This is a genomic window from Actinomadura luzonensis, from assembly GCF_022664455.2.
Taxonomy (GTDB): Bacteria; Actinomycetota; Actinomycetes; order Streptosporangiales; family Streptosporangiaceae; genus Nonomuraea; species Nonomuraea luzonensis.
Genome location: NZ_JAKRKC020000001.1, coordinates 6,168,987 through 6,189,371 on the forward strand (window position 1 = coordinate 6,168,987; position 20,385 = coordinate 6,189,371).

Here is a 20,385-nt window from a genome sequence, read left to right on the forward strand (position 1 = left end):
ACCTTTCTCCGGTCCGTGCGCAGAGTGGCGGTCGTGTCGGGCGCCGACGAGGTCGCCGCCATGCCCGACGTCCTGCCCGACCACTTCAGGAAGCTGGTCAAGACGGTCGCCGCCGACCCGCCTACCGCCGCGCCCTGACCGAGGGTTTCGCCCAGGGCCCGGCCGGCTACGCCCGCGACAGCGTGCTCGCGCCCGCCGCCACCTGATCCCGGACGCGGGCGGCTCCCTCCTGTGGACCCACGCGGAGCCGATCCTGCGGACGCTGCTGTCGTGACGGGTGTCCGCAGTGCTCGCGAAGTCCGATACACTCGTACACGCAGCAAGGGGCTATAGCGCAGTTGGTAGCGCGCCTCCATGGCATGGAGGAGGTCTGGGGTTCGAATCCCCATAGCTCCACAATTCCGAAGGCGGTGTTCTCACGAACGCCGCCTTCGTCGTTCCTATGGGTTCCGGATCGGAAACGATGGACGACGAGGTGTTCATCCGGCCGGTGACGGCCGCTGACGAGACCGAGTTCACCGCTCTCGCCCTCGACAGCGTCGCGCTGCACCGCGGCTGGATCTCGGCCCCCACCACCGCGCCGCGTTTCGCCGGCTATCTGGCCCGGTTCGACGGCGTCACGGCGGTGGGCATGGTGGTCTGCCTGCGGAGCAGCGGCGAGATCGTGGGCCTGGTCAACCTCCGGCAGATCGGCGACGGCCGCGCGACGCTCGGCTTCGGCGCCTTCGCGCGCACCGCCGGGCGCGGCTACCTGCGGCGCGGGGTCGCGCTGGCCCTGACGCACGCCTTCGGCGAGCTGCGGCTGGAGCGGGTCGTGGCCGACGTCCAGCCCGTCAACACGCCCTGCCGGAAACTCATGGAACGGCTGGGCTTCTGCCGGCAGGACGGAATTCGGGTCACCATGGTGATCGACGGGGTCCCCCGCGCGCACGAACGCTGGTTCATCACTCCGGAATTGTTCGCCGGCGCGGTCCGGAACCATTCTCCGGTTGCCGAGGACGGGCTTCGCGGATGAAATAAGGCGGATATCCGAACTCAACCCGCGGAGGCGGATCGTGGGAGAGGAAACCGGGCCGGCCGCCACGGACGGCGGCGTGGAGTGGCCTGCGGATCTCGACGTGGACCGGCTTCTGGAGTCGGGCTGGCGTCCCACGCCGTTCCGGCAGTTCATCCTCAAGCTGCACAGCCGCTGCAACCTCGCCTGCGACTACTGCTACATGTACGAGATGGCCGACCAGGGCTGGCGCAGCCAGCCGCGCCGCATGTCCAAGGCGACCATCGACCGGGTGGCGGCCCGCGTCGAGGAGCACGCGCGGGCCCACGGCCTGGAGACGGCGGACGTCATCCTGCACGGCGGCGAGCCGTTGCTGGCCGGCGTCGAGCACGTGCGTTACGCCGTGACGGCGCTGCGCAAGGCGCTCGACGGCATCGAGCTGACCGTGCGCACGCAGACCAACGGCGTCCTGCTCAACGAGGCGTTCCTGCGCCTGTTCGCGGAGATGGACATCCGCGTCGGCGTCAGCCTCGACGGCGACGAGGAGGGCAACGACCGCCACCGCCGCCGCGCCTCGGGACAGAGCGCCTACGCCCGCGTCACGGCCGGCCTCACGCGGCTGACGCAGCCCGCCTACCGGCACCTGTTCGGCGGCCTGCTGTGCACGATCGACCTGGACAACGACCCGGTGGCCACGTTCGACGCGCTGCTGGAGTTCGAGCCGCCGATGCTGGACTTCCTGCTCCCCCACGGCAACTGGCGCACGCCGCCGCCCGGCTGGACCTCCACCGGCACGCCGTACGGCGACTGGCTCGCCGCCGTCTTCGACCGCTGGTACGCCGCCTCCCAGCGCGAGACGCAGGTGCGCCTGTTCAGCCAGATCATCCGCCTGCTGTGCGGCCTGCCCTCACGCAGCGAGAGCGTGGGCCTGTCGCCGGTGGCGATCGTGGTCGTCGAGACCGACGGCAGCATCGAGCAGGTCGACACGCTCAAGTCCGCCTACGAGGGAGCGGCCGGCACCCGGCTGCACACCTTCCGCGACTCCTTCGACGCGGCCCTGCTGCTGCCCGCCATCGCCGCCCGGCAGATCGGCCCGCTCGCCCTGTCGGACACGTGCGCCGCCTGCGACCTCGCCCGGGTGTGCGGCGGCGGCCTCTACCCGCACCGCTACCGCCCGGGCACCGGCTTCCGCAACCCGTCGGTGTACTGCCGCGACCTGTACCGGCTGATCACCCACATCAGGCGGGCGATCGGCGAGGACGTGGCCCTGCTGACCGGGCCGGCCGGCCGGCCCGCCCAGGCGGCGACGGCCGGCCAGGGCCGGGAGGGTCAGATCGGCGGCGGGTCGAAGTCGCAGTCGAGGTGCCGGTGCTCCTCGGCGACGACGGCGTCGGGGTGCTCGGCGCCCAGCGTCTCCTCGTAGATCGCCCGCGTCTCGGCGAACAGCGCCTCCGCCTCCTCGCGCTGCCCGGACGTCTCCAGGTCGGCGGCCAGGTTGGCGGCGGCGGCCAGCGTGGTCGGGTGCCGCTCGCCGAGCAGGTGGCGCAGGCGCTGGTAGGTGTCCTGGCCCAGCTTGCAGGCCGCCTTGAGGTCGCCGAGCTCGACCAGGTCGGTGGCCAGGTTGACGGCGACCAGCAGCGCGTAGTGGTGGTCGCGGCCGAGCCGCCGCTCGATGCCCTCCAGGGCGCGCTCGTTCAGCTCGCGGGCGGCCTGCGGGTTGCCGCGCACCCGGTGCAGGAGCGCGACGTTGCTGGCGCAGCCGTAGTTGTAGGGGTGGTCGGGGCCGTACATGCCGGGGTAGCGGTCCATGGTGTCGCTGGCCAGACTGAAGGCCTCCTCGATCTCGCCGTTGGCGCGCAGGCAGTTGGCCAGGCAGGTGGCGGCCGCGAGCGTGCCCGGGTTGTCCAGGCCGTACAGGCGGTAGTAGCGGGCGTGCACGTCTCTGGCCAGCTCGAGGGCGTCGGCGCCCTCGCCGGACCGCAGCAGCGCGATGGCCTGGTCCTTCATGGCCAGCAGGATGCGCGGATGGTCGGCGTCGAGGTGCTCGCGGCCGTAGGCCAGCGCGTCCTCGCCGACGTCGCACGCCTCCTGGTAGTCGCCGCACAGCCGGACCGCCCGGCCGAGCCCGGTCCACAGGTTGAGCACGGTGCCGCGGCCCGCCGCGGCGCCCGCGGCCTGCGCCGCGCGCAGCGCCTCCTCCAGCAGGGCGCGCGACCCGCGGTAGTCGCTGGTCAGGCCGTAGTCGAGGGCCAGGTTGTTGACGGCCCGCAGGGTGTAGACGTGCGTGGGGCCGAGGACGTCGCGGTGCAGCCGGACCGACTCCTCGTCGTGCTCGCGCGCCTCCCGGAACAGGCCCTGGGCGCGCAGGTCGGCGCCGATGCCGTTGAGCTGGATCAGGGTGTCGGGGTGCCGGTCGCCGGCGGCGGCGCGCAGGGTGCGCAGCGTCTCCTGGTCGAGCTCGTAGGCGTTCTGGTACTCGCCGAGGTCGCGCAGCAGGTTGCCCTTGATGCGCTGCGCCCGCAGCACGTGCAGGTTGCCGGGGCCGGAGGCGGCCGTCCAGCGGCTGACGAACGTGTCGACCAGGCTGCGCGTGGCCCGGTGGTTGCCGGAGGTGCGGAGGTAGGACAGGATGTCGATGGCGAAGTCGCGGACGTCCTCGCGGGTGCTCTCGGCCACCCTGGCCGAGCCGACGTGGCCGAGCAGCGCGTCGTAGCGCGGCCAGTTGGCCGGCTCGTCCGGCGGCTGCGGCGCGGCCCCGATCAGCAGGGTGTGCACCTCCGAGCGGATCTCCTCCTGCGTCGCGCGGTCCAGCTCCTCGCGCAGCAGCGCCTGGATGAGCCGGTGGACCTGGAGGGTGCGCTCGCCGCTCTCGGCCTCGATGCGGACCAGGGCGTACTTGCCCAGCCGGGCGATGGCCCTGCTCAGCCTGATCGGGTCGGCGAGCAGCTCGGCGATCACCGGGCGGAGGGGGCCCTCGACCGGGTAGAAGACGGCCCGGGGAATGGGCTCGGGGCCGAAGAACGCGCAGGTGCGCAGCAGCTCCATGGCCTCGGGCAGGTTCTCCTTGAGCTTGGAGACCGAAAGGCCCCACGCGGCCGTCATCGACAGCGGGTATTCGCTCGGCTTGCCCTCGCTGAGCAGCCGGCCGGTGCGCTCGTTGAGCAGCTTGAGGTAGTCCTCCGGGGTCATCCCGGTCTCGGTCTGCAGCGCGGCGGCCTGCTCCAGGGCGAGCGGCAGGTCGCCCAGCGCCTCCGCCAGCCGGTCGGCGAGCCGGTCGTCGATGGCGCGGCGCGCCATCCGCCGCCGGAAGAACTGGATGCTCTCCTCGCGGGGGAACACGTCGACCGCCACCGTGTCGACCACGCTCTCCCAGCGGTGGTTGCGGGAGGTGATGAGCACGTGGCCGGGGCCGGGCGGCACGATGTCGGCGAGGTCCTCGGGCTCGTCGGCGTTGTCGAAGATCAGTAACCACCGGCGGTACGGCTGGCCGCGCCGCAGCGCCTCCAGCACGGCGGCCGCGGCGTCGTCGATGCCGGTCGTGGTCGGGCCGGGCACGCCCAGCTTGGACGCCAGCTGCGCCAGGGTGGAGCGCACCAGGCCGGGCTGGTCGGCGGGGATCCACCAGACGAGGTCGTACTCGTCGCGGTAGCGGTAGGCGTACTCGATGGCCATCTGGGTCTTGCCGACGCCGCCGAGGCCGTGCAGGGCGTGCGGGACGACCGCCGTGGGCTGGCCGACGATGCCGCTGCGCAGCCTGCTGAGCAGGCCCTCGCGTCCGGTGAAGTTCTTGTTGCGGGGAGGCACTCTCCACACGTCGGGGAAGTCTCCCGCCGACCGCCCCGTGGCGGGCCGCCGTGGCTCGGTCACGCGTTCCGCCCTCCTGTCCGAGAATTCATCGAGGATGGATTGCGCCCTCGGAAAATGGTGGGGAAATGACAGTCGTCATGCTAGCGGCCGGATTCAGGGGGTGGCACCACCCGTCATTTACGGACTTCCCGCTCTCCTGGTTTATCGCGCACCATAAAGGGAGCGCCGTTCAGAGGGTAGGCGCGGGAGCGTGAATGTGATACATGCCTTTTGAGCCCCGTCCGACGAGGGAGTGGCCCCATGCGACCGCAGTGCGACCCAGTCGACCTCTCCGTTCTCCAGCGCCTCCGTCCTGATGACCTCGGCGGGTCCGTGCTCGCCGCCGAGCTGCGCGATATGTTGCGCGATCTGGGCGAGGAAGGAGTTTATGCCGGATTTGACAACGATTGCGCGTTGCCTCGCGAACGCGCTCGGGCGTAACCGTTCTGCCATACCGGTGGAAGTGGACCCGTCGCCGCCGAGAAGGCATGTCCTATCATGAAGGAACCATGCCGAGAGGTGCGACGCGGTGACGGAGGACGAGCTCCTTCCGGTGCGGGGCGAAAAGGCAAGTGACGCCCCGCTCCTACGCGCGTCTCAAGGTGGACCATTGATTCCGGCTCGCCTGTCACCCGGTTTCGACCCGAACGTGAAACGTGGTCATCCACCATGAGCGAGGTCTAGCCCATGGCAGCTTCCCATCCGCTGACCGGCCCCTTCGTCGGAGCCCGCCCCTTCGACGAGCGCGATGAGGCGCTGTTCTTCGGACGACTCGACGAGGCCGCCGAGTTGGCCGGCCTCTGGCAGCGCAACCGGCTGACGATCCTGCACGCCGACCCGGCCTCGGGCAAGACGTCCCTGCTGCGGGCCGGCGTGATCCCCCGGCTGCGGGCGGAGCGCGCCCGCGTGCTGCCCATGGGGCGCGTCCTCGGCGAGCGCGTCTGGCCCGTCGCGGCCCTGCCCGAGCACAACCCGTACGTGCTCGGGCTGCTGTCCTCGTGGGCCGGCCTGCCCCCCACCGCGGTGGCCGGCCTGTCCGTCGAGGACTTCCTGCGCAAACGGCAGGGCTTCGACCGTTTCGGCGCGCCGGCCCCGACGCTGGCGGTGATCGACCAGGCCGAGCGGTTCCTGCGCCAGTCCCCCGCCGACGAGCACGCCCGGCTCTGCTTCCTCGACGAGCTGTTCGAGGCCGTCGCCCAGCGCCCCGACCTGCACCTGCTGCTGTCGGTGCGCACCGACTACCTCGACGACCTGCTGCGCGTCGTCAAGGGCTACGACGGGCCCGCCTACACCGAGTTCGGGCTGCGGCCCCTCAGCCCGAAGGCCGCCGCCGACGTGGTGCGCCGCTCGATCCAGGCCACCGGCCACCCCACCGACGACGACCGGATCGAGGAGCTGGTCGAGGAGGTGCGCACGGTCAGGGACGACACGGGCCGCGTACGTGAGCGCACCGACGACGTCGACCCCCTCCTGCTGCAGATCGCCGGCCGGGGCTTATGGGGCGACCCGCCCGACCCGCGGCGTTTCGCCGAGGCGTCCCTGCGCGACGAGACCGACCAGGCGCTGCGCGACTTCTGCGGCGCGCGGCTGGCGGAGATCGCCGAGGAGCACGAGCTGCCGCCCGCGCGCTTCGCGGCCTGGATGCGGCGCGCGATCCTGCTCGACCCCGGGGCGCGGCAGGCCGTGCCCGCCCCCGTGACCGCCGCCGCGCTGTACGCGCTGGAGGACGACCACCTCATCGCGGCCCCGCAGCACAACGGCCTGCGCCTGCACCGGCCACGCCACCCGCGGCTGATGGCCCCGCTGCGGCAGCTCGACCCGGCGTTCTGGCCGCGCGAGCCCGCCGGCGCCGCCGCCCACCTGCGGGCGGCGGTGCGGGCCTGCCAGGAGGGTGACACCGGCCGGGCGCTCAGGAGCACCCGCAAGGCCGCCGACGCGTGCCCGCCCACGGCGCTGCGCCTGCGCGGCGACATCGAGACGATGTTCGGCAACATCGCGGCGACGTCGGCCGCGACCGCCCACGAGCGGACGCCCCCGGAGCAGGCGCCGCTGGAGGACGCGGCGCTGCGGGACACGCCGCCGCAGGACGCGCTGGAGAAGGCGCCGCTGCAGGACGCGCCGCTGGAGGAGGCCGTCGCGCACTACCGCGAGGCCGCGCGCATCCACGAGGCGCTGGGCGACAACGCCGCGGTCGGCTGGCTGCTGACCGCGATCGGCCGCATCGCGCTGGACCGGGGCCGGCCCGCCCAGGCCGTGGAGGAGCTGCGCTCGGCCGTCGGCCGGGTGCCCGGCGACCCCATCGTGCAGACGGCGCTCGGGCAGGCGCTGTGGCAGGCCGGGCAGCCGGACGCGGCACTCGCCGTGCTGAGCGACGTGCTCCGCCGGGAGGCCGACACGCCCGAGGCGCGCCGCACGCGCGGCGAGTTCCTGGCCGACCTGGGCGACGCCGAGTCGGCGCTGCGGGACATCGGGCGCCTGCGCAGCCGGCGCGCCGCCCTTCCACCCGCGCGGCCCGCGCGCTGGCGCTGGCCAGCCTGTCGCGGCCCGAGCCGGCGGGCGGCGAGCTGGCCGCGGCCGTGGCGGACGCCGAGGACAACGGGCCGGTGCTGCTGCGGGCCGCCCGCGTGCACGAGCTCAGCGGCGACGTCCACGCGGCGGCCGAACTGGCCGACCGGGCGATCTCCGCGCGGCATCCGCCGCTGCCCGAGCACCAGCGGCGGGCGGCCAGGCAGATCCTGGAGAACGGTTGATCGCCGACACCGCGATGGTGGCGATCATCACCGGCGGGGCGGCCATCGTGGCCGCGCTCTCGGGCGCGGGCTGGACCATGGCGACCGAGCGGCTGAAGGCCCGGCAGGCCGCCAGGGCCGCCGCCGAGCAGCGCGAGGAGGCCCGGGCGGAGAGCCGTGACGCCGCGTTGCGGGCCGCGTTCGCCGACGGCCAGTCGGCGGTGCTGAAGCTCGGGCTCACGGTCGGCATCTCGCTCGACATGCGGCGCGACAGCACCGCCCGGCTCGACGGCGAGGACCTGCCCGCCCAGTTCCGGCAGGCGCGCTCGGACTACTTCGCGGCCAAGGTCGCGCTCGAACGCCTGTGGCCGCTGTGCCCGCAGGAGGCGCACCCCCGGCTGGCCGAGCTGAGCGACGCCGTCACCGCGGCGTTCAGTTACGCCCGATCTGTAGCAGGTCCGCACGCGCGGCCCGAGGACGTGGAGGGCTCGCTGCAGCGGAGCCTGCGCGCGCTGAGCGACCAGATCTTCCCGCCCGTGCCACCGCCCACCACCGGACCGCCCGCCACCGGACCGCCCGCCAACGGGCCGGCGGCTGGGGAAGGCGGCGACCGGCCGGCCTCATCATGAACGACACCATGACGGCGAGCGCCCCGATGACCACGGCGATCAGCGAGACCGCGTCCTCGGTGCCGAGCCGGGCGATGAGGTAGCCGCTGGCCAGGGCGCCGAGCGGCACCGCGCCGCCGGAGAAGAAGCGGCTCGCGCCGGTCACCCGGCCCTGGAGCTCCTTCGGCACCTCGTCGGCCTGGTAGACGGCGAGCGCCACGTTGATGTGCGCGCCGGTGAAGCCGATGCCGCCCCAGGCCAGCGGGAGCACGACGGCGACGTACAGCAGGCCGCCGTGGTCGAGCACGGCCAGCGCGAGGGTCATGGCCAGCCACGACCAGACGCACACCACGATCACCCGGCGGGCGCTCGACGTGCGCTGCAGCCGGGAGGCCGTGACGGAGCCGAGCACGCCGCCGCAGCCGGTGGCCGCGATCAGGCAGCCGATCACCAGGCTCGGCAGGTGCTGCTGGTGGGCCAGCAGCACCAGGACGAGGCCGAGCGTCTGGAAGAAGAAGTTGGCCAGCGCGCAGACCAGCAGCACCCGGATCAGGAAGCGGTCGCGGCGCAGGAACGCGAAGCCGGCGCGCAGCTCGCGCAGCAGCGTGGCGGCCTGCAGCGCGGGCCTGGCCGTGTGGGGCTGCACCCAGTCCTTGCCCATCCTGAGCAGCGCGGTGACCGACAGGGCCGAGACCAGCGCGTCCACGGCGAACGACAGCGAGCGGTGCAGGTCGAACAGGAACCCGCCGAGCGGCCGGCCCAGCAGCGCGGCCACGTGCACGCGGACCTCGTTCCTGCCCATCGCGCCGGGCAGCTCCTCGCGCGGGACGATCCGCGGCACCACGGTCGTCTGGGCCGTGGTGAAGAAGACCAGGCAGACGCCCTGGGCGGCGACGACCAGGGGCAGCAGGACCGTCACGCCGCCCATGGCGAAGACGCCGACGGTCAGCAGCGCGGCCAGCGCCGCCCGCGTCGCGAGGCTGACGATCATGACGCGGCGCCGGTCGAGGTAGTCGACCAGCACGCCCACGGGCAGCGACAGCAGGATGCGCGGCAGGGTGGCCGCCGCGGTGACCCAGCCGGCGAACACCGGCGAGCCCGTCAGCGACAGGGCCAGCAGCGGAGCGGCGAGCAGAGCGTTGACCGACCCGAACTGCGTAGCGGCGGACGCGCTCCACAGCAGGTTGAAATCGCGTCTCCAGGGTGCGCGCCCGCGTGCGGCGGGCGGCCCGCTCTCCGTGCTGCCGGTCACCTCTATCGTTGCTCCCAAGGCGCCCAAGCAGTGTGCGCTGGCCAGGATGGATCGTCGGTGTGCCCTCTCAGGGAACACCCCGGCGCGGGCACCTGGCAGTGCCCATGGACGGTGATCGTACAGGTATTTGGTCCTTGGCACATCGGTGTCTCAGCTCTTGCCGGGTCAAGGTTCTGCCTGGCCGTCGGAGCGGGGCGGCGCCCGTTCCCATGCCCATGACCTGCGCGATCAGTCCTGCCGTCGGCCTCGGCCAGGAACGCCCGTGTAGTCGAAGGTGTAGGAGTGGCCGCCGTCGGGCCCGATGACGATGGACATCTCGCCGCGCAGCCCGGCCAGCTCCCCGGTCGCCGAGTCCGGCACCACCGACACGCGGAGCGACTGCTCGCCCCGGTCGCTGACCGCGTTGTGCTGCACCACGAAGCTGCCCGGCCGGCCGTCCAGGGTGCCCTCGATCCGCTCCAGCGCCACGTACGAGCGCGACTCCTCCACCGGTGTGGAGGCCACCATGAGGGTGACGAGGCTGGTGCCGGTCAGGTCTCCGTGGAAGGTCTTGGTCATGGTCACGAGGCCGAGCGAGACGCCGTCGCGGTCCTCGTAGGGGGCTTTGGCGTCCCAGTTCGCGGTGTCGAAGGTTCCTTTGGCGGTCATGGTGACCATGGTGCGGGAGGTACCTGTCAGATCCCGTCAGGTTCCGGCGAGGAGTTCCACGACCGGCGCGAACGCCTCCAGGTACTGGGCGTTGACCGACACGTACGACACGCCGAGCCGGTCCCGGCGGCGGCGCAGCGTGTCGGCCATCTCGGCGGGCGTGCCGCGCAGCAGGCCGGTGGCGTCGGGGCCGAGCGGGCCGAGCCAGGCGGGCGGCTCGCCGCCGGCGGACACCAGGTTCATGGCCAGCTCCAGGCCGTGGAAGCGGTCGCCGGCCAGCTCGTACAGCTCGTCGAGGCGGGCCGCCACCTGCTCCTCGGTGAAGTGCGGCGGGACGCCGAGCGCGATCGTGGCGGCCTTGGCGGCGGCCAGCCGCAGCAGCCGGGTGCCGGAGGCGGCGATGAGGACCGGCACGTCCTTGGCCGCGGCGGCGACGGCGTCCACGGTGTCCTCCAGCCGCCTGATCCGCTCGCCTGGGGTGCCGAAGGGCAGGCCCAGCTCGGTGGCGTCGTGCTCGGCGTCCGGGCGGCCGGCGCCGAGGCCCAGCTCGAAGCGCCCGCCGGAGAGGGCGTCGAGGGTGGCGGTCTCCCACGCGACGGCGCGCGGCGTGCGGTTGGCGACGCTCAGCACGTACGTCCCGACGCGCAGCCGGGTGGTGGCCGCGGCGGCGGCCGCCGCGGCGCTGAACGGCGAGAACGTGCCGAGCGTGTCCGGCACCAGCAGCGTGGCGTAGCCCAGGGCCTCGGCCCGCCGGGCCAGGCCGCACCAGTCGGGGGCTCGTCCGGCGACCGCGCCGAACCTGAACGGGTGATCGGTCATGCCCCAACGATCGCCGACGGGCGGCCCCGGCACATCGTCCCGGGGACCGGTGACCGGCTACGCCCGCGGACGCAGCCCCGGCCCGCCCCGCTACTCCCCCAGCAGTACGCGGGTGAAGTCGTTGCCGAACTTGCCCGCCGGGTCCAGCCGCCGGACGAGCGATCGGAACCGTTCCGGGCAGGCCGGCCACCGGGTGAACAGCTTGCCCCAGTGCGGCCGCGGCTCGAACGGCGCCAGCGTCTCCTCCACCAGCTCCAGCACCGGCCGCACGGCCTCGGGGTCCTTGACCCAGGTGAAGTGGATGCCGACGCTGTCGCGCCCGTGGAAGGGGCTGAGCCACAGGTCGTCGGCGGCGATCGTGCGCACCTCGGAGATCTGGAGCACCGGCCGGATGCGCTCGCCGATCGCGTACAGCTCGCGCAGCGCCTTGACGGCGTGCTCGCGCGGCAGGATCAGCTCCGACTGCAGTTCGTTCCCCGCGCCGCTGGGCTCGAAGTCGGCGCGGAAGTGCGGCAGCCGCTCGTGCCAGGGGCCGGGCACGCCGAGCTGCTGGGTGCAGGGGTCGGCGGGCATGGTCGGCAGCGGGTGGCGGGGCCGGTCGGCAGGGCGGGTGCCGTACCAGTCGGCCTCGTCCAGCGCGTCGGCGCGCTTGAGCCAGACGCGGGTCTCGCGCCAGTCGGTGAAGAGGCTGACGCTGTGGCCGGCGGCCATGATCTCGTCGAAGTGCGCCAGCGCCTCGACCGGCAGCCCCTCGCGGACGTACTGGCGCAGCTCGAAGGCGGGCACCAGGTCGAGCGTGAGCGAGGTGACGACGCCGAGCGCGCCGAGCGCCACCACCGCGCCCGGGAAGTCGGCGTCGCCGCGCGCGAGGGTGAGGGTCGAGCCGTCGGCGGTGACGAGGTCGAGCGCGGACACGGCGGCGGCGAGGCCCGGGATGCGGTCGCCGGAGCCGTGGGTGCCGGTCGCGACCGAGCCGGCCACGGAGATGTGCGGCAGCGAGGCCATGTTCGCCAGCGCGAAGCCGTGCTCGTTCAGGTGGGCGGCGAGCCGCGCGTACGTCGTGCGCGCCGGCACCCGCACCCGGGCGGCGGCGCTGTCGATCTCGACGGCGTCCGGCATGCGGTCGAGGATCACGAGGTCGCCGGTGGTGTCGGCGACGTCGTTGAAGGAGTGGCCGCTCCCCAGCGCCCGCACCCGGGTGCCGGCGGCGACGAGCCGCCGCAGCTCGTCGAGCGAGGAGGGGTGATGAACAGCACTTGCCCGGAATGCGGTGTTTCCTGCCCAGTTGGTCAGCGTCACGGCCTTACCTTCCCACAGATCACGCTTGTCAGCCCGGCCGGGTGCCGCTAGTTTCGTCTGGCCGCTGACGGAGGTCCGCCATGCTGTACCTGTACGAGGCCATCAGCCTCATCACGCTCGTGCTCTGGCTCTACTGCCTCTTCGACGTGATCACCACGCCCGAGCCGCTGTGCCGCAACCTGCCCAAGATGCTCTGGCTGGTGATCGTGTTCCTGGCGCCGCTGGTGGGCTCGCTCGTGTGGCTGGCCGCCGGCCGCCCCGAGCGGCGCCCGCAGGAGCGGCCCAGCGCCTTCCCCGAGTACGACCGCCCGGGCCGCTTCGCCGCCGCCAACCCCGACGACGACGAGGAGTTCCTGCGCCGCTGCCGCGAACGCGCGGAGGAGCAGCGCAGGAACGCCCCGAAGAGGCCCGCCGAGGAGGGTTAGAAGCCCTGGGCCAGGCGGTAGTACGCCTGGTTCCAGCGCAGCTCCTTGGTGAAGCGCTCGGTGGTGGTCTCGGCGTCGATGACGACCAGCTCCACGCCCAGCATCTCGGCCAGGTCGGTCAGCTCCTCGCGGCTGACGGCCATGGTGAGCACGGTGTGGTGCGGCGCGCCCGCCGTGAGCCACGACTCGGTGGACGTGCGCAGGTTGGGGCGGGGGCTCCAGACCGCGCGGGCCACCGGCAGCTTCGGCAGCGGCTGGGGCGGCGCCACGACGTCGATCTCGTTGGCCACCAGGCGGAACCGGTCGCCCATGTCGGCCAGGCCCACCACGATGCCGGGGCCGGGGGCCGCGTCGAACACCAGCCGCACCGGGTCCTCCCGGCCGCCGATGCCGAGCGGGTGGATCTCGCAGGACGGCGTGTCCGCGGCGATCGACGGGCAGACCTCCAGCATGTGCGCGCCGAGGATCAGCTCGTTGCCGGGCGTCAGGTCGTAGGTGTAGTCCTCCATGAACGACGTGCCGCCCGGCGACATCGACTTGAGCGTGCGCAGCAGCACGGAGGTCTTCCAGTCGCCCTCGCCGCCGAAGCCGTAGCCGTCGGCCATGAGCCGCTGCACGGCCAGGCCGGGGAGCTGGCGCAGGCCGCCGAGGTCCTCGAAGTTCGTGGTGAACGCCCGGTAGCCGCCGGCCTCCAGGAAGCCGCGCAGGCCCAGCTCGATGCGGGCCGCGTAACGCAGCGACTCGGTGCGCTCGCCGAGCAGCTCGGGGGCCACCCGGTACTGCTCCTCGTACTCCTTGACCAGCGCGGAGACGTCCGCGTCGGCCACCTCGTCCACGGCGGCGACCAGGTCGTTGACGCCGTAGGTGTTGACCGAGACGCCGAAGCGGAGCTGCGCCTCGACCTTGTCGCCCTCGGTGACGGCCACGTCGCGCATGTTGTCGCCGAAGCGCACCAGCTTGAGCTGCCGGACCTCGGCCAGGCCCTGGGCGGCGCGCGTCCAGGACAGGATCCGCTCGCCCACCACCGGGTCGCTGACGTGCCCGGCGACGGTCTTGCGCGGCACGCCGAGCCGGGTCTGCACGAACCCGAACTCGCGGTCGCCGTGCGCGGCCTGGTTGAGGTTCATGAAGTCCATGTCGATGGTCGCCCACGGCAGCTCGACGTTGGCCTGCGTGTGCAGGTGCAGCAGCGGCTTGCGCAGCGCGTCGAGGCCGGCGATCCACATCTTGGCCGGGGAGAAGGTGTGCATCCAGGCGATCATGCCGGCGCACGAGTCGTCCGCGTTGGCCTCCAGCATCACGCGCCGGATCGCGGCGGCGTCCGTGAGCACGGGCTTCCACTCGACCGGGACGGGAAGCTGCTCGGCGATGCGCTGGGACTGCTCGGCCACCTGGCGGAGCGTGTCCTCGCCGTACAGCCCCTGGCTGCCGGTCAGAAACCAGATCTTCAACGCGGGCTCCTCTGTCCGTAGACGTTCTGGTAACGGTCGTACAGGCGGTCGATGTCGTCCTGCGCGATGGGCAGCGGCTCGCCGAGCTGGCGGGCCACGTGGACGGTGCGGGCCACGTCCTCGCACATGACGGCGGCCTTCACCGCGGCCTTGGCGTCCTTGCCGATGGTGAACACGCCGTGGTTGCGCATGAGGACCGCCTTGGAGCGGTGTCCCTTGAGCGTCTCGACGATGCCCTGGCCGATCGAGTCGTCGCCGATGAGCGCGAACGGCCCGACCGGGATCTCGCCGCCGAACTCGTCGGCCATCGCGGTCAGCACGCAGGGGATCGCCTCGCCGCGGGCGGCCCAGGCCGAGGCGTACGTCGAGTGGGTGTGCACGACGCCGCCGACCTCGGGCATGTTGCGGTAGACGTAGGCGTGCGCCGCGGTGTCGCTGGACGGGGCGTGCTCGCCCTCCACGAGGTTGCCGTCGAGGTCGCACACCACCATGTTCTCGGGCGTCAGCTCGTCGTAGGAGACGCCGGAGGGCTTGATGACGAACAGGTCCTCGCCGGGGACGCGGCCGGAGACGTTGCCGGCGGTCCACACCACCAGGTTGTAACGCACCAGCTCGGCGTGCAGAGCGGCGACGTGTTCTCTGATGTTCACGCGTGGGCCTCGTTCCTGATCGCGCGGAGGGTGTGCAGCATGCGGCCGTCGCCGAAGAAGTCGTGCAGCCTGCGGTACTCGGCGTAGAGCCGGTCGTAGGCGTCGGCGCGCTCCGGGTCCGGCGTGTACGCCGCCTCGGTGCGCTTGCCCATCGCCGCCGCGGCCTGCTCGATGCCGTCGTAGGCGCCGGCGGCGACCGCCGCGTGGATGGCCGAGCCGAGCGCGGGCCCCTGGTCGGAGCCGATGACCGACAGCGGGCGGCGCAGCACGTCGGCGTAGATCTGCATGAGGAAGGGGTTCTTGAGCAGCCCGCCGGCCACGATGAACTCCTCGACCGGCACGCCGGCCTGCTCGAACGTCTCGACGATCATGCGGGCGCCGTACGCGGTGGACTCGATGAGCGCGCGGTAGACGTCCTCGGGCCTGGTGGCCAGGGTCTGGCCGACGATCACCCCGGAGAGGTTGTGGTCCACCAGCACCGAGCGGTTGCCGCCGAACCAGTCGAGCGCGACCAGGCCGTGCTGGCCGACGGCCTGCTTCTCGGCCAGGGCGGTCAGCTCCTCGTGGCCGCGGCCGCAGGACTCGACGTACCAGGCGAAGATGTCGCCGACCGCCGACTGCCCCGCCTCGTAGCCCCACAGGCCGGGGACGATGCCGTCGCGGACGACGCCGCACATGCCGGGCACCTCGGCGAGCCGGTCGCTGGGCATGATGTGGCAGGTGGAGGTGCCCATGATGGCGACCATCTGGCCGGGCCGGACGGCGTCCGCGGCGGCGGCGGTGACGTGCGCGTCCACGTTGCCGACGGCGACCGCGATGCCCTCGGGCAGGCCGGTCCACTTGGCGGCCTCGGCGCTCAGCCGGCCGGCCAGGCCGCCGAGCGGGGCCAGCGTGACACCGCCGGTGTCGTCGCCGACCCGCCCGGTGGCGAGCTTGTCGACGAAGTCGGCGAAGCCGGGGTTGAGCTCGGCGAGGAACTCCTTCGACGGGTAGGAGCCGTCCTGGAAGACGCCCTTGTAGCCGACGGTGCAGATGTTGCGGCTCTCGACGCCGGTGAGCCGCCAGATGATCCAGTCGGCGGCCTCGATCCAGCGCTCGGCGCGCGCGTAGACGTCGGGGGCCTCCTCCAGCACCTGGAGGGCCTTGGCGAACTCCCACTCGGAGGAGATCTTGCCGCCGTAGCGGGGCAGCCAGCTCTCGCCGCGGCGGGCGGCCAGCTCGTTGATGCGGTCGGCGTGCGGCTGGGCGGCGTGGTGCTTCCACAGCTTGGGCCAGGCGTGCGGCAGCTCGGGCGTCTCGTCCGACAGGGGCGTGCCGTCGGCGGTGGTCGGCATGACGGTGCAGGCGGTGAAGTCGGTGCCGATGCCGACGACCTGCTCGGCCGGGACGCCGGCGGCGGCGAGCGCGGCGGGCACGGCCCTCTTCAGCACCTCCAGCCAGTCCTGCGGCGACTGCAGCGCCCAGTCCGGGCCGAGCCGCACGCCGGAGCCGGGCAGCTCGTGCTCGATGACGCGGTGGGCGTACTCGTGGACGGCGCTGCCCAGCTCGGCGCCGTCGCTGACGCGGACGACGACCGCGCGGCCGGACAGCGTGCCGAAGTCGACGCCGACCACGTAATTGTTAGCGTTCACATTGCTCTCCAGGGGAATTCCGGGGGCATGCCCATCATCTACCGGCGGGGCGTCCAGGGAAGGGGGCAGGGGCGGGGACACGGGCAGAGACGCGGGCAGAGTCACGGGCCGAGTCACGGGCAGGGTCGCGCGCGGGCGCGCTGCTGGACCGCACCACGAAGCCCGGCGGCACGACCAGGCGCTGGTACCCGCCGCGTCCCGAGTCGATCTGCCGCAGCAGCACCTCGATGCAGTGCCGCCCCACCGCGTCGAAGTCCTGCCGGACCGTCGTGAGGGGCGGCGAGAAGAACTCCGACTCGGGGATGTCGTCGAAGCCCACCACGCTGATCTGCTCCGGCACCCGCACGCCCGCCTCGCTGAGCGCCCGCAGCACGCCGAGCGCCATCTGGTCGTTGGCCGCGAAGACGGCGGTGACGCCCTCCATCGCGGCCAGGCTCCGGCCCGCCTCGTAGCCGGCCCGCGGGCTCCAGTCGCCGGCCAGCGGCTCGGGCACGGGCCGGCCCGCCTCCTCCAGCGCGGCGCGCCAGCCCTCGATCCGGCCCTCGGTCTCCATCCAGTCGGACGGCCCGGCCACGTGCCAGACCGTCTCGTGCCCCAGCTCCAGCAGGTGGCGCGTGGCGAGCCGGGCGCCCACGGCCTGGTCGATGCAGACCACCGAGACGCCGGGCCGGTGGTAGGTGCCCTCGACGGCGACCGCCGGCATGCCTGCCGGCAGGCTCTCCAGGGCGCGGGCGGCCGAGCGCTGCGGCGCGACCACCACGACCCCGTCCACGCCCTGCTCGGTCAGGTAGTCGATGGCGTCGCGCACGCTGTCGGCGTCGATCGACTTGAGGCTGACGATGCTGACGAAGTAGCCCGCCGTCCTGGCCGCCTGCTCGATGCCGTACACCGTGCTGGCCGGCCCGTACAGGGTGGTGTCGAAGCTCACCACGCCGAGGGTGCGCGACCGCTTGGTGACCAGGGCGCGGGCGACCAGGTTGCGCCGGTAGCCCAGCCGGGTGATCGCCGCCTCCACCCGGGCCCGGGTGTCGGCCCGGACGTTCGGATGGTCGTTGAGCACCCGGGAGACCGTCTGGTGCGACACGCCCGCCTCCTTGGCCACGTCGGCCATGACCGGAAGGCGGCGCTTCGGCGTCGTCACAGGCGTCTCTCCTCTCGCTGGGCTCCGATGATGATATTCAGCGGGTGGCGCCGGCCCGTCGCTTGGTCCAGACGTCGAACGCGACCGCGGCGAGGAGCACCGCGCCCTTGACGAGCATGACCCGCTCGCTGGGCGAGCCGATCAGGGACATGCCGTTGTTGATGACCGCCATGATCAGGCCACCGGTGATGGCGCCCGCCACCTTGCCGACGCCGCCCTGGACGGCCGCGCCGCCGATGAAGGCCGCCGCGATGGCGTCCAGCTCGAAGCTGTTGCCCGCGGTGGGGCCGGCCTGGTTGAGCCGGCCGGCGAAGATGATGCCGGCGATCGCCGACAGCACGCCCATGTTGACGAAGATCCAGAAGACGACCGACTTGACCTTGACGCCCGACATGATGGCCGCCTGGAGGTTGCCGCCGATGGCGTAGATCTGCCGGCCGAAGACCGTGCGGCCGGCCAGCATCGAGTAGCCGAGCACCAGCACCGCGAGCAGCACGAGCACCCACGGCAGGTTCTTGAACCGGGCGAGCTGCACCACCAGGAAGAGGATCAGCGCCGCGCCGGCCGCCATCTTGAGCACGAACAGGCCCATCGGCTCGACGGCCTGGCCGTAGCCCTTGCGCGCGTTCCTGGTGCGCCACTGCGCGGTCACCATGCCGGCGATCGCGACCAGGCCGATGAGCAGGCTGAACAGGTCGGCGCCGCCGAGCGGGCCGAGGCCGACGTTGCCGAGGTAGCCGTCGGTGAAGCCGTTGGCCAGGGTGCGGACCTGGTCGGGGAACGGGCCGATGCCCTGGTTGCCGAGCACGGTCAGGGTCAGCGCCCGGAACAGCAGCATGCCGGCCAGCGTCACGATGAACGCCGGGATCCCGAAGTAGGCGATCCAGTACCCCTGCCAGGCGCCGATGAGCGCGCCCGCGATCAGCGTGATCAGCAGGGCCAGCGGCCACGGCACGCCCATGTTGACCATGAGCACGGCGGCGAGCGCTCCCGTCACCGCCACCACCGAGCCGACCGACAGGTCGATGTGCCCGGCGATGATGATGAGGATCATCCCGATCGCGAGGATCAGGACGTAGGAGTTCTGGACGATGATGTTCGAGATGTTCTGCGGCTGCAGCAGCGCGCCGTCGGTGAGCACCGAGAACAGCACGATGATCAGCGCGAAGGCGATGTAGATGCCGCTGGAGCGCAGGTTGAGCGACAGGCCGCCGAGCGACACCCTGCCCGGCTGCCGTGGCGCCTCCCCGTCGCCGCCCTTGGCGCCGACCTCCACGTCGGCAGGCGTGATGCTGCTCATGAGAGCTTCTCCTGTCCCTTGGTCATGAGGTACATGAGCCGTTCCTGGGTGGCGTCCTCGCGCGCCACCTCGCCGGTGATGCGACCCTCGGAAAGCGTGTAGATGCGGTCGCACAGGCCCAGCAGCTCAGGCAACTCACTGGAGATCACCAGCACGGCCTTGCCCTGGTCGGCGAGGCTGTTGATGATCGTGTAGATCTCGTACTTGGCGCCGACGTCGATGCCGCGGGTGGGCTCGTCGAGGATGAGCACGTCCGGCTCGGTGAGGATCCACTTCGACAGCACGACCTTCTGCTGGTTCCCGCCGCTCAGCTTCCCGACGATGCTGTTGACGGTGGGCGCCTTGATGTTCATGCTCTTGTGGAAGCCCTCGGCGACCTTGTACTCCTCGTTCTCGTTCACCCAGCCGCGCCTGGCCAGGCCCTTGAGCCCGGCCGCGCTGATGTTGCGCTTGATGTCCTCGATGAGGTTGAGGCCGTACCGCTTGCGGTCCTCGGTGGCGTAGGCGATGCCGTGCCTGATCGCGTCCTGCACGTTGCGGATCTCGATCGGCTTGCCGTCCTTGAAGACCTTGCCGGAGATGTGCACGCCGTACGTGCGCCCGAACACGCTCATCGCGAGCTCGGTGCGGCCCGCGCCCATGAGGCCGGCCAGGCCGACGATCTCGCCGCGGCGCAGGGTGAGCGCGGCGCCGTCGACGACCTTGCGGCCGGGCTGGCTCGGGCTGTAGACCGTCCAGTCCTCGATGCGCAGCACCTCCTCGCCGATCGTCGGCTCGTGCGGCGGGAAGCGGTTGTCCAGCGCGCGGCCGACCATGCCGGAGATGATGCGGTCCTCGGTCACGTGGTCGTTCGCCATGTCGAGGGTCTCGATCGTGCGCCCGTCGCGGATGATCGTGACGGAGTCGGCGATCGCGGTGACCTCGTTGAGCTTGTGGGAGATGATCACGCAGGTGATGCCCTCGTCCCGCAGGCCGCGCAGCAGGTCCAGCAGGTGGGCCGAGTCGTCGTCGTTGAGCGCCGCGGTCGGCTCGTCGAGAATGAGGAGCTTGACCTCCTTCGACAGCGCCTTGGCGATCTCCACGAGCTGCTGCTTGCCCACGCCGATGTCGGCGATCGGAGTGGTCGGGTTCTCCCGCAGGCCGACGCGCTTCATCAGCTCGGCGGCCTCGTAGTTGGTGCGGTTCCAGTCGATGACGCCGCGCTTGGCCCGTTCGTTGCCGAGGAAGATGTTCTCCGCGATCGACAGCTGCGGGGAGAGCGCCAGCTCCTGGTGGATGATGACGATGCCGGCGTGCTCGCTGTCGCGGATACCGCCGAACTCGACCCGCTTGCCCTCGAAGACGATCTCGCCTTCGTAAGTGCCGTGGGGGTAGACCCCGGACAGCACCTTCATCAGCGTCGACTTGCCGGCGCCGTTCTCGCCGCAGATGGCGTGGATCTCGCCCCGCCGGACGGACAGGTTGACGTCCTGCAGCGCCTTGACGCCGGGGAACGTCTTGGTGATCCCGATCATCCGCAAGATGTGCTCGGTCATATGCCCCTCGCTCAGCTCAGGGAAGCCCCCGGGGACCGCGCGGGTCCCCGGGGGCGA

General features: G+C 72.3%; 16 protein-coding genes and 1 tRNA gene. 6 read left to right on the forward strand and 11 right to left on the reverse strand.

The features are described from left to right. Window positions 1-15 precede the first annotated feature (15 nt). The 4 genes from MF672_RS51510 to MF672_RS29205 all read left to right on the forward strand — a co-directional run bounded on the left by MF672_RS51510 (window position 16) and on the right by MF672_RS29205 (window position 2,417). The gene (locus MF672_RS51510) at window positions 16-138 is read left to right on the forward strand and encodes a hypothetical protein (RefSeq protein ID WP_302893274.1); all 123 of its coding nucleotides are present in this window, start codon (window positions 16-18) and stop codon (window positions 136-138) included. Window positions 139-323: 185 nt separating this feature from the next. Continuing rightward, a tRNA-Ala gene (locus MF672_RS29195) sits at window positions 324-396 on the forward strand. A gap of 67 nt (window positions 397-463) precedes the next feature. After that, window positions 464-1,015 carry a GNAT family N-acetyltransferase gene (locus tag MF672_RS29200; RefSeq protein ID WP_242374444.1) on the forward strand — a complete coding sequence of 184 codons (552 nt, stop codon included), beginning with the start codon at window positions 464-466 and terminating at the stop codon, window positions 1,013-1,015. 40 nt (window positions 1,016-1,055) lie between these two features. Next, a complete protein-coding gene (locus MF672_RS29205) occupies window positions 1,056-2,417 on the forward strand; it encodes an FxsB family cyclophane-forming radical SAM/SPASM peptide maturase (RefSeq protein ID WP_242374445.1) in 1,362 nt (453 codons plus the stop codon). Here the strand turns inward: MF672_RS29205 and fxsT are convergent. Then, complete coding sequence (gene fxsT, locus MF672_RS29210) at window positions 2,324-4,861, reverse strand: FxSxx-COOH system tetratricopeptide repeat protein (protein ID WP_242374446.1); 2,538 nt, start codon at window positions 4,859-4,861, stop codon at window positions 2,324-2,326. The two genes, MF672_RS29205 and fxsT, sit on opposite strands and share 94 nt — an antisense overlap. 666 nt (window positions 4,862-5,527) lie before the next feature. Here fxsT and MF672_RS29215 point away from each other — a divergent pair. After that, window positions 5,528-7,750 carry an nSTAND1 domain-containing NTPase gene (locus tag MF672_RS29215; protein ID WP_247815476.1) on the forward strand — a complete coding sequence of 741 codons (2,223 nt, stop codon included), beginning with the start codon at window positions 5,528-5,530 and terminating at the stop codon, window positions 7,748-7,750. A gap of 251 nt (window positions 7,751-8,001) precedes the next feature. On the opposite strand, the gene MF672_RS29220 is transcribed toward MF672_RS29215, so the two are convergent. The 4 genes from MF672_RS29220 to MF672_RS29235 all read right to left on the reverse strand — a co-directional run bounded on the left by MF672_RS29220 (window position 8,002) and on the right by MF672_RS29235 (window position 12,195). Next, window positions 8,002-9,429, reverse strand: coding sequence for an MFS transporter (locus tag MF672_RS29220; protein ID WP_242377014.1), 1,428 nt, complete (start codon window positions 9,427-9,429; stop codon window positions 8,002-8,004). A 228-nt stretch (window positions 9,430-9,657) separates the two neighbouring features. Beyond that, window positions 9,658-10,077 carry a DUF3224 domain-containing protein gene (locus tag MF672_RS29225; RefSeq protein ID WP_242377012.1) on the reverse strand — a complete coding sequence of 140 codons (420 nt, stop codon included), beginning with the start codon at window positions 10,075-10,077 and terminating at the stop codon, window positions 9,658-9,660. Between the two features lie 36 nt (window positions 10,078-10,113). Next, a complete protein-coding gene (locus tag MF672_RS29230; protein ID WP_242377010.1) occupies window positions 10,114-10,896 on the reverse strand; it encodes an LLM class flavin-dependent oxidoreductase in 783 nt (260 codons plus the stop codon). 90 nt (window positions 10,897-10,986) lie between these two features. Then, entirely contained in the window at window positions 10,987-12,195 is a 1,209-nt protein-coding gene (locus MF672_RS29235) for an FAD-binding protein (protein ID WP_242377008.1), read from the reverse strand. 80 nt (window positions 12,196-12,275) lie between these two features. On the opposite strand from MF672_RS29235, the gene MF672_RS29240 reads away from it, so the two are divergent. Beyond that, entirely contained in the window at window positions 12,276-12,620 is a 345-nt protein-coding gene (locus tag MF672_RS29240; RefSeq protein WP_242377005.1) for a PLDc N-terminal domain-containing protein, read from the forward strand. On the opposite strand, the gene araA is transcribed toward MF672_RS29240, so the two are convergent. Genes araA through mmsA form a run of 6 tightly spaced genes read right to left on the reverse strand, consistent with a single transcriptional unit; the run spans window position 12,617 to window position 20,328 of the window. After that, complete coding sequence (araA, locus tag MF672_RS29245; protein ID WP_242377002.1) at window positions 12,617-14,071, reverse strand: L-arabinose isomerase; 1,455 nt, start codon at window positions 14,069-14,071, stop codon at window positions 12,617-12,619. The two genes, MF672_RS29240 and araA, sit on opposite strands and share 4 nt — an antisense overlap. Continuing rightward, on the reverse strand, window positions 14,068-14,715 hold the full coding sequence (locus MF672_RS29250; RefSeq protein ID WP_242377026.1) for an L-ribulose-5-phosphate 4-epimerase: 648 nt from the start codon (window positions 14,713-14,715) through the stop codon (window positions 14,068-14,070). Before MF672_RS29250 ends, araA begins: the two co-directional genes overlap by 4 nt. A 2-nt stretch (window positions 14,716-14,717) precedes the next feature. Continuing rightward, window positions 14,718-16,334 (reverse strand): ribulokinase, encoded by a 1,617-nt coding sequence (gene araB / locus MF672_RS29255; RefSeq protein ID WP_242377023.1) that lies wholly within the window; start codon window positions 16,332-16,334, stop codon window positions 14,718-14,720. 52 nt (window positions 16,335-16,386) lie between these two features. Next, window positions 16,387-17,493, reverse strand: a complete 1,107-nt coding sequence (locus tag MF672_RS29260) for a LacI family DNA-binding transcriptional regulator (RefSeq protein WP_242377000.1) — start codon at window positions 17,491-17,493, stop codon at window positions 16,387-16,389. Window positions 17,494-17,530: 37 nt separating this feature from the next. Beyond that, entirely contained in the window at window positions 17,531-18,793 is a 1,263-nt protein-coding gene (gene mmsB, locus MF672_RS29265) for a multiple monosaccharide ABC transporter permease (RefSeq protein WP_242376997.1), read from the reverse strand. Continuing rightward, window positions 18,790-20,328 (reverse strand): multiple monosaccharide ABC transporter ATP-binding protein, encoded by a 1,539-nt coding sequence (mmsA, locus tag MF672_RS29270; protein ID WP_242376995.1) that lies wholly within the window; start codon window positions 20,326-20,328, stop codon window positions 18,790-18,792. Before mmsA ends, mmsB begins: the two co-directional genes overlap by 4 nt. Between the last annotated feature and the right edge of the window lie 57 nt (window positions 20,329-20,385).

Coding starts and splice junctions, on each gene's coding strand:
- MF672_RS29200 (WP_242374444.1), top strand. CDS start 464: ATGGACGACGAGGTGTTCATCCGGCCGGTGACGGCCGCTGACGAGACC.
- MF672_RS29215 (WP_247815476.1), top strand. CDS start 5,528: ATGGCAGCTTCCCATCCGCTGACCGGCCCCTTCGTCGGAGCCCGCCCC.
- MF672_RS29225 (WP_242377012.1), bottom strand. CDS start 10,077: ATGACCGCCAAAGGAACCTTCGACACCGCGAACTGGGACGCCAAAGCC.
- MF672_RS29230 (WP_242377010.1), bottom strand. CDS start 10,896: ATGACCGATCACCCGTTCAGGTTCGGCGCGGTCGCCGGACGAGCCCCC.
- MF672_RS29240 (WP_242377005.1), top strand. CDS start 12,276: ATGCTGTACCTGTACGAGGCCATCAGCCTCATCACGCTCGTGCTCTGG.
- mmsB (WP_242376997.1), bottom strand. CDS start 18,793: ATGAGCAGCATCACGCCTGCCGACGTGGAGGTCGGCGCCAAGGGCGGC.
- mmsA (WP_242376995.1), bottom strand. CDS start 20,328: ATGACCGAGCACATCTTGCGGATGATCGGGATCACCAAGACGTTCCCC.